This window comes from Corynebacterium sp. LaCa78, assembly GCF_046717505.1.
Lineage (GTDB): Bacteria > Actinomycetota > Actinomycetes > Mycobacteriales > Mycobacteriaceae > Corynebacterium.
The window spans coordinates 1,436,487-1,448,356 of sequence record NZ_CP177112.1 but is presented as its reverse complement, the minus strand read 5'-3'; the positions used below and the strand labels follow the sequence as shown (position 1 = coordinate 1,448,356).

Here is an 11,870-nt window from a genome sequence, read left to right as displayed (position 1 = left end):
TGAAGTATAGAGCCGATATAAAAGAAAATACGGACCACGGGTACGGTGGATAGGAAGAACTAAGCACAGAAGGAGTTGAAGGCCGCTCCATGACTATCTTGGATACCATAAACTCGCCGCAAGACCTGAAGGCACTGCCTGCAGATAAGTTGGAGGAACTTGCGGCGGATATTCGCCAGCGCCTCATCGATAAGGTATCGGTGACCGGTGGGCACTTGGGGCCCAATTTGGGCGTGGTGGAATTGACCATTGCGCTGCACCGGGTCTTTGATTCCCCGCGCGAGCCCATCATCTTCGATACCTCCCACCAGTCTTATGTGCACAAGATGCTCACTGGCCGCACGGCCCAATTCGATACCCTGCGCCAAAAGGGCGGCCTGTCCGGTTATACGGACCGCGGTGAGTCCGAGCACGACTGGACAGAATCCTCGCATGCTTCCGCCTCGCTATCGACGGTGGATGGACTCTCTAAGGCCTTCAAGATTCGCGGGGAAGGCCACCGCAACGTCATCGGCATCGTCGGCGATGGCGCCTTGACCGGCGGCATGTGCTGGGAAGCGCTCAATAATATCTCTGAAGATAAAAAGCGCAATGCGGTCATCGTGGTCAACGACAACGGCCGCAGCTATTCGCCCACGATTGGCGGCATTTCTGAAAACCTGGGGCGCATTCGTTCCCAGCACGGCTACGACGAGCTCATGGAGCAGGGCAAGCGCCGCCTGAAGTCCATGGGGTGGGTAGGCGAGCGTGCCTTTGATGCACTCCACGCCATGAAGGAAGGCGTCAAGTCCACCGTCTTGCCCACGGAGATTTTCCCTGAGCTGGGCATTAAATACATTGGTCCCATTTACGGCCATGACATCGATGGTTTGGTGCATGCGCTTTCCTATGCCCGCGATTATGAGGGCCCCATCATCGTGCATGTGGTCACGGAAAAAGGCCACGGGTTCGCGCCTGCGGTCAATGAGCCGAAGGATCAGATGCACTCGACGGGCGCTATCGACCCAGTGACCGGCGTTGCCAAGGGCACCAAGCAGCCGGGGTGGACGGCCGCATTTTCTGAAGAATTGATTGCGGCGGCGGAAAAGCGCGATGACATCGTTGCAATCACCGCAGCCATGGCGGGTCCTACGGGGCTGGCCCCCTTCCAGGAGCGCTTCCCGGATCGGTTCTTTGACGTGGGCATCGCCGAGCAGCATGCGATGGCCTCTGCCTCCGGTTTGGCTTTGGGTGGGATGCACCCCGTGGTGGCTGTGTATTCCACGTTCCTCAACCGGGCCGTGGATCAAGTCATCATGGATATTGCCTTGCTCAAGCTGCCGGTGACCATCGTGCTCGACCGCGCCGGTGTGACGGGCTCTGATGGCGCCTCCCACAACGGCATTTGGGATATGTCCTTAATGAGCATCGTCCCAGGTATGCACATCGCCGCCCCGCGCGATGGTGCGCGCCTGCGCGAGCTCTTCCACGAGTCGCTGGACATTGATTCTGGGCCCTCGGTTGTCCGGTTCCCCAAGGGAAACTTGCTGCCCGATATGGAAGCCGTGGATACGCTTGCCGATGGCGTCGATATCCTCTACTACGGCGAGGCCGACGCGGGCGAAGATATCCCCGAGGTCCTCATCGTTTCTATCGGTGCGATGTCCGCGCGCAGCATCAAGGCAGCGCAAGAGCTGGAGAAGCAGGGTCTTAACGTCACGGTTATTGACCCACGGTGGGTCGCCCCGGTGGCTAGTTCCGTTATCGCTATGGCGGCAGATCACGATCTGGTGGTGACGGTAGAAGACGGCCTCATTCGCGGCGGCATCGGGTCCATGATTGCTGAGGCTCTTGGCGCGGCCGAGGTGGATACCCCAGTCCGCCGCCTCGGCGTTCCTGGGTATTTCCCCAAGCACGGCTCCCGCGGCGAGGTATTGGAAGAGTTCGGCCTAAGCCCAGAGCTCATTTCTGCATCGATTACCGAGTGGGTAGAAAACCTGACCGCTTAATGCGGCTGGGAAAATAGGCTCGCGATCAACGCTGGTGCAACGAGGTTCACCTGCCACGACCGCGCGCCTTCGTGCTCTAGGAAGGCGGGCACGTCGCCTGGCTGGCTGATGGTTCCGCTCCCGCCAATGGCCGCCCACACGGTGGCGCGGAGGATAGCGGGGCGAAGCAGCAGCTCCGATGGCAACCCGAGTTCTTCGGCGATATTCCCAACGGCGGCGCGGATCTGCTGATACTCCTCCCACAGTTCTGGATACTCCCTGGACCACACCGATTTTGAAGGAACGGTTCTTTCCTCATGAAGCGGGCCCGGGCGCCCGCGCGGTGGAATATTCTGGGACTTCTGCACGGCCAGCAACCAGCGGTGCGCGACGCCTTTGCTCCGCCGCGGAAACCCCTTGATGCGGGTGAGCTGCGGCTGCGTGCTGGGCTGGATCCGGGCTATCTCTACCAGTACCTTATTGGGCAGCACGCGCCCCGGCGCGGTATCGGTTCGCCGGCTAATATCATCGCGCAGTTTCCACAAAGACTGAGCCGCGGCGCGCTGCTTCCCATTCTTTAAGCTCGATACTCCCTTGATATCGCGCCAAGAGCCTGGCTGCGGGGCGGTGTCGTGTGCATGCTTGGCGACGATCGCCGCGCACTCCTCCAGCATCCACTCCAGCTTTTCTTGTTCAGCCAAGATATCGCGCAGCGTCGTGGCTAGTTCCAGCAGGAGCTCGACATCGAGCGCGGCATAAGCGCGCATTTCTTCACTCAACCGCGGGATGGACCAGTCATCGTCGCCGTGGCCTTTCTCCAGCTGGACATCGAAAAGCTCCGCGATAATGGCGCCCAAATTGGTGCGGTGAAAGCCGGCAAACCGGGCGGCTAATTCCGTATCGAAGATGGTGCCGGGGAAAAGCCCCAACCACCCAAGAGAGGGGAGATCCGAGGGGGCGGCGTGAATGATCCAGTGCTGCCCATTGAGCACTGGGGCCAGCGCCTGGGTTAACTCCGCGCGGTGGCCTTCTGGGGCGAAGAGCATCGTCCCAGCGCCGCGCCGACGTATCTGGATGAGAAAGGCGCGGTCATCATATCGGTAGCCTGAGGCGCGCTCGGTATCGATGGCAAAGGCCCCGGTACCCGCCTGCAACCGCGCGGCGGCCTCGGCAAATTCCGCCGGGGTGGATAAAACCTTCGGAATACCCTCTTTCGGACGCTCCCGAAATTCCACCATCTTAGCGGCCGAGCTCAGTAACGCCTTCAGGCGGCAGGCCCGCGACGTTGGCTAATACTTGTGCAAAGGCCTGCACGTGCGGTGCTAAATCTAGTCCCTCCGCTGTCCACGAAGCGCGCATTTCAATCTGATAAGCGCGCGGGGGACCGCCGATCTCCCCGAAGCGGACCGAGGCGGTGGAGGTGACGGTGCCGCCGAGGTTGGTAAGCTCTGCACCCTCTTTTTCTAAGCCTTCATTGAGCCACTGCCAGGCGACGTCCGGCAGCAGCGGATCTCCTGCAACCGAATCATCCATATCGGCCTGGATATACGCCACCAAGCGCATAGCGCCCTCCCAGGCCTCTTCTGCACCCGGGTCATGGAGGAGGATGAGGCGTCCGAAGGCATCGCCCTCTGAATCGGTGGCAATTATATCGGGCTCCTCTTCCGTGCCCACCTCGAGGCCAATGGCGTGGCTAAAGGGGGCTAGCCGCTGCGGTGGGCGAATGGACCCGAGGCTAATCTCAGGGCGAAGAGTGGCCGCGTGCATGGACTCTACCGCCTGAGTAAAAGCCGGTGGCGTCGTCGGCTCTTGTGCCTCATCGTTGCGGCGTAGGGAGGTAAAGGTTGCGCCATCTCCGGAGTTGCCTCCGGCATTCTTACCGGCGCTGGGCGTGGTCGATTCGGAATTACTCACCTTGATAAAGCTATAGTTTCGCTACCTTGAGCTGGCGGAGGCGCGCCGATAGTGGGAGGCACACAGGGGAGAGGGATGACAATCGGTGTAACTCCAACTTATGATGGATTTGTCCGAATATTCGAATAAGCTTCTGCAAAGGAGAAGGCAATGGCGAAGCTCGATTTCAAGGAACTCAACGAGGTACAGCAGTACTCCCAACACGCCGTTTTTAAGGTGATCCCAGGCGGCCTGGGCACCGAGCGCGAGGAGATCATCTCCCAAGCCCAAGAATTCTTTGCGGAGCTAGAAAAGGACAATAAGGTCACCGTTCGCGGCGTCTACGATCTGACCGCGATGCGCGATTCCGCAGACTTCATGATCTGGTGGCACGCCGAGGAATTTTCCGATATCCAAAAGGCCTTTGGCGATTTCCGCCGAGAGACCACTTTGGGCCAGGTAAGCGAGGTGACCTGGATTGGAAACGCCTTGCACCGGCCGGCCGAGTTCAATAAATCCCACCTGCCTTCCTTCATCATGGGGGAAGAGCCCAAGGAGTGGATTTCCGTCTACCCATTCGTGCGTTCGTATGACTGGTACACGATGGAAGAAGAAAAGCGTCGCCGCATCCTGATGGAACACGGCATGCAGGCACGCGACTACCCCGACGTGCGCGCCAATACGGTGCCGGCATTCGCGCTCGGTGACTACGAGTGGGTGCTAGCCTTCGAGGCCGACGAGCTGCACCGCATCGTGGACCTGATGTACAAGATGCGCTATACCGAAGCCCGCCACCACGTTCGCGAGGAAATTCCTTTCCACACCGGACGCCGCGTAAAAGACATCGCGGAACTCATCAAGGTTCTGCCTTAAGTCTTGATACAAAACAGCGCTGGGGGCAGCCTTTATAGGTGCTCCCAGCGCTGTCATTTCATCTCACTGCGCGGAGTAGTGAAATCCTAGTTTTCCTCGACGGGCTTTTCTTCCAAGTTCAAGGAAATTGAGTTGATGCAGTAGCGCAGGTCGGTCGGGGTATCGTAGCCTTCGCCTTCGAAAACGTGACCCAAGTGGGACTCGCAGTTGGCGCACAGAACCTCGATGCGGCGCATGCCCAGGGAGTTATCTTCTCGCTCGATAATCTTGTCACCGGCTAGCGGGGAGAAGAAGGACGGCCAACCGCAGTGGGAATCAAACTTCTCGGTGGAACGGAATAGCTCCTCGCCGCAGGCCTTGCAGGAGTAGACACCTTCCGTGGTGGTGTCGGTGTATTTGCCCACGTGCGGTGGCTCCGTGCCAGCTTCGCGCAATACGTAATATTCTTCGGGGCTAAGGCGCTTTTGCCAGTCGGCATCAGCAATGAGCTTAAAATCAGTCATGACTTTAAGTTTAATCCTTTATTTGCGTGGCACGCCACCATCCGGCAACGCAGGCGAAGGTGATGACGATGAGCAGGCTCCACCCCACGGTGCCGGAGAAGAAGTTCATCCACCGCCCAGCATCCGGGTGCGCGTGCGACGTCCACGACACAGGCGCCAAGAACAGGAACGCGGCCACCCATGCGCCCACTGAGTGAAAGACGGAGCGCGGCAGGACCACGGTGAATATTAGCGGGAATAGCCACATTGAATAATATTGCTGTCCTAGCGAGGACAAGAAGAAGATCCCCACCATAATCGCGCCACTCGTCGTCAGCGCCCAAAACACCGGTTCGGATTGTCGCCACCGCAGTAGCCCAAGCACCGCGCAGCCGACCAAAGCGGCAAAGATTATCCACACCACCCAGTAGAGGACGGGGCTAAATTCCACATAGGCGCGTAATCCCGCCCAGGAGGAATTGGCATAATCGCGGGTCGTGGACAGATAGGGCACAAGCTTGTCCAGGTAACCGCTTGCACCGGGCACCAGCGGCCACGCGAGGACGTTAAGCACCACCGGAATCCCCAGCCCCGCGAGGAGGTTGCGCCACTGCAGTTTGACTAGGGGTAAGAAGAGGAGGGGCGCGAATTGGGGCTTAATCAAAATGGCTAGCCCAATGGCTATACCGGAAACCCACGCGAGCTGCGGGGTGCGTTCTGCTTCTATAAAAGCCCACAGGAAAAACGCCATGCAAAATAAGAGCACACCGTTGATATTGGTAAACGCCAAAGTATTGGTGACAGATTCCGTGGCGAAGGCTAAAGCAATTGAGACCGGAAAGATCGGTGAGGTGAGCTTTCTACCTACCACGTGGGTCAGTAGCGCCAGTGCGGCGATAATGGCAACCGCGTTGACCACGATGAAAAGGCCGCGCGCTGGGCCGAAATCGAGCCACGCTAAAGGCGATAAGAAGAGCGTGGCGCCCGGGGTGTAGAGATACAACGGATCCACATGGTTATAGGCCTGCTCATACACCGGAATACCGTCAACCATGCGCCTTAGCGCGCTATAGACCGTCGTGAAATCATCAGTCAGCGTCCCATTGCGCGCGACGATGAAAACGCGCTGAATGACGAGGAGAACGGCAATAGGCCATGCGGCGGCGTTTATTCGAGCAGACACGACCTTTTAGTCTACGGGTTCAGACGCGCGCGAGTATCGCAGAAACACCGTGCTATCAGTATCTGCAGCAATATTTTCTAGGTGCATTCGGCGGTGGGAGTGCGTGCCATGAAAGGTAGCCACGGGCTTTTCCACGCCGGTGGACAGGTGGGGATCCAAGGTGAGATACATCTGGTCGATGGCATCGACATGCACCAGCTGGCCGAGCATTCCTGGCCCACCCTCGCAGAGGATGCGTTGAAATCCACGCTCCCGCAATACGCGGAGATAGTCCTGCATGGTGCCTTCACCTGCATCGATTACCTCTGCGCCTGCCGCCTCAAGGGGGCCTTGCCTTGTGGAGACCTCCGGGTTCTGCAGCGCCGCGTGGGGGACAAGGAAGATCGGGGCGGTGGTGAAGTAGGTTAAGAATTTCGAGTTCGGATCAAACTTCAAGCTTTGCGTGGGTACGGCAATGGGGGCGGGAGGCGAATCGGGAGAGTGTTGCTCTACTCCCGAATAATCTTCTGACCTGACCGTTTGCCCACCCACAAAAACAACGTCCGCCCAGCCACGCAGGGCCTGGAAAAGCTTTCCATCGGTGTCATTGCCCATGGCCTCAGAAAGGTCGTTGATGGTGGCAGACCCGGTGAGGGTAGAAACCATATTGGCCCGGAGGGCGGGTAGGTCAGTGGGCTCGGGCCCTAAAAGCGAAGCTATGTCCATGTCCTGCCAGTGTAATGGTTGTGCGAGCCTGAAGGGTCCCGTTAATTACACCAGCCGAATGAGTACAACACCGGTTAAGAGGAGGGCAATGCCAAGGACCTGGCGGGATTTAATGGGGGCGCCGCTTACGTGGTCAATGATGAGCGAGCCCAACATCGAGCCAAGCAGGCCGGCGACGACGGTGAGGCCAGTACCAATCTGCGGAACGAGGGCGGCGTTGCCGAAGATGAAAAGCGCGCCCAATACACCGCCTATCCACATCCACCACGGGTTGGGTTTTCCTTCTGGGCGCTCGATGCGGGGGCGCCAACGCAACACGATATTGACGATGACCAGGGCGGTAACGCCGACGGCGAAAGATACCAGCGCAGCGCTGACCGGAGAGCCCGTGACCTGGCCCAGATGTCCGTTGATAGCGGATTGGCTGGCGGTAAAACAGCCAAAGATAAACCCGGCAAGCCGCCAGAGCCACAGGGCGGTCGCGGAATCCTCACTACTTGTTGCCGCGCTCGGGGTAGCTACCACTGCAATCACGCCGACAAGCACGATAATGGCACCGATGGCGCGCACTGCCGTGAGGGAAGATTGAGGGGACTCGAAGAGTCCGAAGTGGTCAACTATAAGGCCCATGATGACTTGCCCAGCAATGGGTAAGACCACAGTCTGTACCGCGCCTAAGTGTGGAAAGAGAAGAATATTTCCGGTCAGAGCCACAACTCCCAGCAAACCGCCGAACCAAATCCAGAGTGGTTCATCAAAAGCCTGCGCAATGCCGTAATCCCCGCCGGTAATGGCCGTGGCCACGATAAGCAGGGTGACCGTTCCCACGGCGAAGGAAATCATCGAGGAGGAAAACGGGGTACCGGTGGAGGCGCGAAGGCGGGTATTGACCAGCGTTTGTATCGGTAAGACCAGACCAGCAAGAATTCCCAAAAGTATCCACAACACGAGTGGACACTTTACTCAGATAAGACAAAAAGCCCACTTGAATGGGAAAGCCCACCTAAGCGAAGAAAATTAAGCTTAAGTGGGCGGTGGTGGTCCTAACTGGGATTGAACCAGTGACCTTTCCGGTGTGAACGGAACGCTCTCCCACTGAGCTATAGGACCTTGCGGGGGATAAATTTACACCCGGTGCGTTCCATTTTCCTAATTGGCTGGATGGAGGGCGTGGAAGATGGGGGTTAAAGATGAAAGGCCTAGTAAGGCTGACGCGCGGGTTAAATGACACCTCTGCAATTCACAGCGCCGATAAGTGAGTGATTTACGCCGCGCAATAGGTGTGCTGGGCTGGGGATTTGGAAACTGGCAGGGAGCACGATAATGTTTGTTCACGCACCGCAAAGCATGAAGCACTGCGGCGCGATGCGGATGTAGCGCAGTTGGTAGCGCATCACCTTGCCAAGGTGAGGGTCGCGAGTTCGAGTCTCGTCATCCGCTCCACACTTTTCTAGAGGGTATTATGCCACCGAGGAAAGTGGAACTAAATGAATAGCGCGCGATTAGCTCAGTGGGAGAGCGCTTCCCTGACACGGAAGAGGTCACTGGTTCAATCCCAGTATCGCGCACAAGGACTTTGTCCTAGAAACCGGGCCTGGTTTCGCATGCGGATGTAGCGCAGTTGGTAGCGCATCACCTTGCCAAGGTGAGGGTCGCGAGTTCGAGTCTCGTCATCCGCTCCAGCACTGTATTGTGTGAGGCGGTATCGCCACGGTGGAATGGCCGAGTGGTGAGGCAACGGTCTGCAAAACCGTGCACACGGGTTCGATTCCCGTTTCCACCTCAACTTAATGCCTCTTTGGGCATTGGGCGCGATTAGCTCAGTGGGAGAGCGCTTCCCTGACACGGAAGAGGTCACTGGTTCAATCCCAGTATCGCGCACAAGGACTTTGTCCTAGAAACCGGGCCTGGTTTCGCATGCGGATGTAGCGCAGTTGGTAGCGCATCACCTTGCCAAGGTGAGGGTCGCGAGTTCGAGTCTCGTCATCCGCTCCATTCAAGCCGCCTTGTTAGCAAGGCGGCTTTTTTGTATCTGGCACACCCCACTCTTCTGAAGTGATGGAGATCGCAGACTTTTTCGCTTCGGTGCGGAACTATAGAGATACTGTTACCGACTATTGAAGAGACACACTGATGACCACGATTGTCACCAAGCCATTCGGTGGGATTAGGATGTCTTTGCATGCACACGCAAAATTCAGAACTGAAGGAGCTGAAAATGAGCCATCGCGTACCTTGGTTGCGCCGCACGGCAGTGGCAGTGGGAGCTACCGCGCTTATCGTCGGCGGATCCGCACCCGTAGCACTGGCGCACGATTCCGTCGTGGGCGGAACTGTGAAGGAGGGCGACCAGCTCGAGGAGTTTCCTGAGGAAATCACCTTGGAGTTCTCCGGCATTCCAAAGGACCAGTTCAACACCTTTGCGGTAACCAATAAGGACACTGGGGAACAGATCTTTAGCCAGGAGCCGGAGCTAGATGAACGCGATCTGACGATCACGACTCCAGATGATGTCGATCCCGGCCCAGGTAACTACCAGGTGGGTTACAACATCACCTCCTCGGATGGACACGCCACGCGCGGTGGGGTCTCATTTACGGTCACAGGTGGGGATAGCGATGACGCTTCCTCCACCGACGCTGCAGATGCAGATGGAGCTGCAGATTCTTCGAGCGATATGCCCACCTCGGTGAAAATCATCCTGGGAGTGGGCGGTGTGCTGGCCATAGCGGCCGTTCTGGCTTTGTTGATCGCAAAAACCCGTCGAAACGACTCGAAAGGTCACAAATAATGACGAAGAAAATTTCCCGCCTGATTGCCGGCGTATCCCTCAGTGCCGTGGTTCTTGCCGGTTGCTCCCCAGATAACGAGAACGATTCCAGCAACTCGGACTCGACTTCAGCTGCATCTTCGACTGCAGAAGCCAGCGAATCCACTGCGGCAGCGGATAAGGACCTGACCTTCGAGGACGCCGTTGTCCGCGCCAACGAAGACAAGGATATGACCGCCATCTTCGGTACGTTGGTCAACCACTCGGATAAAGACATCGAGATCGCCGGTTTCTCCACGAGCCTGGACGCAGAGATGAACCAGATTCACGAGACCGTCGATGGCCAGATGCGCGAAAAGTCCAGCCCCTTGGTTGTCAAGGCCGGCGAGAGCCACGAGCTTGCTCCTGGCGGCGACCACTTCATGCTGATGGGCATGAAGGAGGGCATCATGCCTGGTGATTCCCTCGAGATGACGGTCACCCTGTCTGACGGCGAGGAGCTTGACCTGGGCACCATCCAGGCCCGCACCATGGGCGCTGGCGATGAGGACTACGGCGACATGGAGGGCATGGACCACGGTCACGCGGGCCACGATCACTCCGATCACGCCGGCCATGACCACTCCGGTCACGATCACTCTGGCCACGACCACTCCAGCAAGGACGACGAGAAAGAAAACCACAAGCACTAATTATGACGGGATTCAGCAGAAGGGGATTTCTCACCGGCGCTGCAGTGTCTACCAGCGCCATTGCGCTGGTGGGATGCAACTCGGATAAATCAACACCACACGCTCAAGCGGAGGAGCAGCCCCCGCTTGCCGATGCCACCGTGGCTTTCGACGGCCCACACCAGGCCGGCATTGACACGCCGGAGCAAGCGCACCTGAACTTGGTGGGCTTTGATCTTAAAGAGGGCATCGGCAAGCAGGGCTTTGCCCGGCTGATGAAGCTGTGGACTGAGGACGCGCGAGCGCTGTGCACGGGCCAGCCGCCGTTGGGGACCTTGGAACCGGAAATGGTGCGCCAGCCTGCGAACCTCACCATTACGTGTGGGCTGGGCGAGCGCATTTTCTCCCTGCTGGGCGTGGATAAGCCGGAGTGGCTTGGCGATGTCCGTGCCTATTCCCGCGACCAATTAGAAGACAAGTGGGGCCAAACTGACATCGTCCTGCAAATCTGCAGCGATGACCCGCTGATGAATACTTATGCGCTCCGGCACATGGTGCGCTCAGGCGAGCACTATGCCGAAGTTAGCTGGCTGCAGCAGGGCTTTATCAACGCCTACGGCAGCCACGAAAAGGGTGCGACCGCGCGCAATATGTTTGGCCAAAAAGATGGCACCGTAAACCCGCGCGGCGATGAACAATTCGCGGAGCAGGTCTGGATCGAGGATGGCCCGAAGTGGCAGCAGGGTGGTGCGGCCATGGTGGTGCGCCGCATCCGCATGAACCTCGATACCTGGGAAAAGCTGGACCGCTCCTCCCGCGAAAATGCGGTGGGGCGCAAGCTGGAAAATGGGGCACCGCTTACGGGTGATAAGGAATTCGATGAGGCGGACTTTAAGGCCACGGATGAGTATGGCCTGCCCGTCATTGATAAGAACTCCCACATGGCGCGCGCGACTGCGCCCAAGGACCACCCGGAGCAAAAGATCTTGCGCCGCCCCTATAATTACGAGCTGCCGCCGGATGACAAGGATGGCCAACTATCCAATATTGGCCAGATTTTCATCTGTTACCAGCAGGATCCCACCAAGCAATTCGAACCCATCCAGGCGCGCCTTGATGAGGCGGACCTGTTGAATGAGTGGCTTACCCACATCGGTTCGGCGATGTATTTCTGCCCTCCGGGAACTAAAGGCAGCGATGGCAAAGAAACGTGGTGGGCGGAATCGCTTTGCACGCATGCTGGCCTGTAGAATGACGATCCGTAAATTTAACTAGTGGATGCGGCCAGGTATGCCGTATCTGCGTGAGCGCAAAAAGGAGCGCGAA

The 11,870-nt window shown here is 58.1% G+C and carries 11 protein-coding genes and 7 tRNA genes; 11 read left to right on the top strand and 7 right to left on the bottom strand.

What is annotated here, in order from left to right:
- Positions 1-89 precede the first annotated feature (89 nt).
- Positions 90-1,988, top strand: a complete 1,899-nt coding sequence (gene dxs / locus ACLI1O_RS06970) for a 1-deoxy-D-xylulose-5-phosphate synthase (RefSeq protein WP_284849654.1) — start codon at positions 90-92, stop codon at positions 1,986-1,988.
- Here dxs and ACLI1O_RS06965 read toward each other — a convergent pair.
- Entirely contained in the window at positions 1,985-3,205 is a 1,221-nt protein-coding gene (locus ACLI1O_RS06965; RefSeq protein ID WP_411706787.1) for an HRDC domain-containing protein, read from the bottom strand. The genes dxs and ACLI1O_RS06965 overlap by 4 nt on opposite strands.
- Position 3,206: 1 nt before the next feature.
- Positions 3,207-3,881 (bottom strand): DUF3000 domain-containing protein, encoded by a 675-nt coding sequence (locus ACLI1O_RS06960; RefSeq protein ID WP_284771470.1) that lies wholly within the window; start codon positions 3,879-3,881, stop codon positions 3,207-3,209.
- A gap of 150 nt (positions 3,882-4,031) precedes the next feature.
- Between ACLI1O_RS06960 and hemQ the strand changes: the two genes are divergently transcribed.
- A complete protein-coding gene (gene hemQ / locus ACLI1O_RS06955) occupies positions 4,032-4,733 on the top strand; it encodes a hydrogen peroxide-dependent heme synthase (RefSeq protein ID WP_284771471.1) in 702 nt (233 codons plus the stop codon).
- An 86-nt stretch (positions 4,734-4,819) separates the two neighbouring features.
- Here hemQ and msrB read toward each other — a convergent pair whose 3' ends face one another.
- The 5 genes from msrB to ACLI1O_RS06930 all read right to left on the bottom strand — a co-directional run bounded on the left by msrB (position 4,820) and on the right by ACLI1O_RS06930 (position 8,213).
- Positions 4,820-5,236, bottom strand: a complete 417-nt coding sequence (gene msrB, locus ACLI1O_RS06950) for a peptide-methionine (R)-S-oxide reductase MsrB (RefSeq protein ID WP_005278963.1) — start codon at positions 5,234-5,236, stop codon at positions 4,820-4,822.
- Between the two features lie 10 nt (positions 5,237-5,246).
- Positions 5,247-6,398 carry a glycosyltransferase family 87 protein gene (locus ACLI1O_RS06945; RefSeq protein ID WP_284771472.1) on the bottom strand — a complete coding sequence of 384 codons (1,152 nt, stop codon included), beginning with the start codon at positions 6,396-6,398 and terminating at the stop codon, positions 5,247-5,249.
- A gap of 6 nt (positions 6,399-6,404) precedes the next feature.
- Complete coding sequence (locus tag ACLI1O_RS06940; protein ID WP_284771473.1) at positions 6,405-7,103, bottom strand: pyrimidine reductase family protein; 699 nt, start codon at positions 7,101-7,103, stop codon at positions 6,405-6,407.
- A 45-nt stretch (positions 7,104-7,148) separates the two neighbouring features.
- Entirely contained in the window at positions 7,149-8,051 is a 903-nt protein-coding gene (locus ACLI1O_RS06935; RefSeq protein WP_411706786.1) for a DMT family transporter, read from the bottom strand.
- An 87-nt stretch (positions 8,052-8,138) separates the two neighbouring features.
- A tRNA-Val gene (locus ACLI1O_RS06930) sits at positions 8,139-8,213 on the bottom strand.
- Between the two features lie 257 nt (positions 8,214-8,470).
- Between ACLI1O_RS06930 and ACLI1O_RS06925 the strand changes: the two genes are divergently transcribed.
- The 9 genes from ACLI1O_RS06925 to ACLI1O_RS06885 all read left to right on the top strand — a co-directional run bounded on the left by ACLI1O_RS06925 (position 8,471) and on the right by ACLI1O_RS06885 (position 11,794).
- A tRNA-Gly gene (locus tag ACLI1O_RS06925) sits at positions 8,471-8,546 on the top strand.
- Between the two features lie 53 nt (positions 8,547-8,599).
- A tRNA-Val gene (locus ACLI1O_RS06920) sits at positions 8,600-8,671 on the top strand.
- 38 nt (positions 8,672-8,709) lie between these two features.
- Positions 8,710-8,785, top strand: a tRNA-Gly gene (locus ACLI1O_RS06915).
- 30 nt (positions 8,786-8,815) lie between these two features.
- A tRNA-Cys gene (locus ACLI1O_RS06910) sits at positions 8,816-8,886 on the top strand.
- A 26-nt stretch (positions 8,887-8,912) separates the two neighbouring features.
- Positions 8,913-8,984: transfer RNA gene (locus tag ACLI1O_RS06905), tRNA-Val, on the top strand.
- Between the two features lie 38 nt (positions 8,985-9,022).
- Positions 9,023-9,098 (top strand) — tRNA-Gly (locus tag ACLI1O_RS06900).
- Positions 9,099-9,321: 223 nt separating this feature from the next.
- Complete coding sequence (locus ACLI1O_RS06895; protein ID WP_239268297.1) at positions 9,322-9,894, top strand: copper resistance protein CopC; 573 nt, start codon at positions 9,322-9,324, stop codon at positions 9,892-9,894.
- Positions 9,894-10,565: a copper chaperone PCu(A)C gene (locus tag ACLI1O_RS06890; RefSeq protein WP_239268296.1), complete on the top strand. Its 672-nt coding sequence runs from the start codon at positions 9,894-9,896 to the stop codon at positions 10,563-10,565. The genes ACLI1O_RS06895 and ACLI1O_RS06890 overlap by 1 nt, the downstream gene beginning before the upstream one ends.
- 2 nt (positions 10,566-10,567) lie before the next feature.
- Positions 10,568-11,794 carry a Dyp-type peroxidase gene (locus tag ACLI1O_RS06885; protein ID WP_239268293.1) on the top strand — a complete coding sequence of 409 codons (1,227 nt, stop codon included), beginning with the start codon at positions 10,568-10,570 and terminating at the stop codon, positions 11,792-11,794.
- Positions 11,795-11,870 lie beyond the last annotated feature (76 nt).

Coding starts and splice junctions, on each gene's coding strand:
- dxs (WP_284849654.1), top strand. CDS start 90: ATGACTATCTTGGATACCATAAACTCGCCGCAAGACCTGAAGGCACTG.
- ACLI1O_RS06965 (WP_411706787.1), bottom strand. CDS start 3,205: ATGGTGGAATTTCGGGAGCGTCCGAAAGAGGGTATTCCGAAGGTTTTA.
- hemQ (WP_284771471.1), top strand. CDS start 4,032: ATGGCGAAGCTCGATTTCAAGGAACTCAACGAGGTACAGCAGTACTCC.
- msrB (WP_005278963.1), bottom strand. CDS start 5,236: ATGACTGATTTTAAGCTCATTGCTGATGCCGACTGGCAAAAGCGCCTT.
- ACLI1O_RS06940 (WP_284771473.1), bottom strand. CDS start 7,103: ATGGACATAGCTTCGCTTTTAGGGCCCGAGCCCACTGACCTACCCGCC.
- ACLI1O_RS06895 (WP_239268297.1), top strand. CDS start 9,322: ATGAGCCATCGCGTACCTTGGTTGCGCCGCACGGCAGTGGCAGTGGGA.
- ACLI1O_RS06890 (WP_239268296.1), top strand. CDS start 9,894: ATGACGAAGAAAATTTCCCGCCTGATTGCCGGCGTATCCCTCAGTGCC.
- ACLI1O_RS06885 (WP_239268293.1), top strand. CDS start 10,568: ATGACGGGATTCAGCAGAAGGGGATTTCTCACCGGCGCTGCAGTGTCT.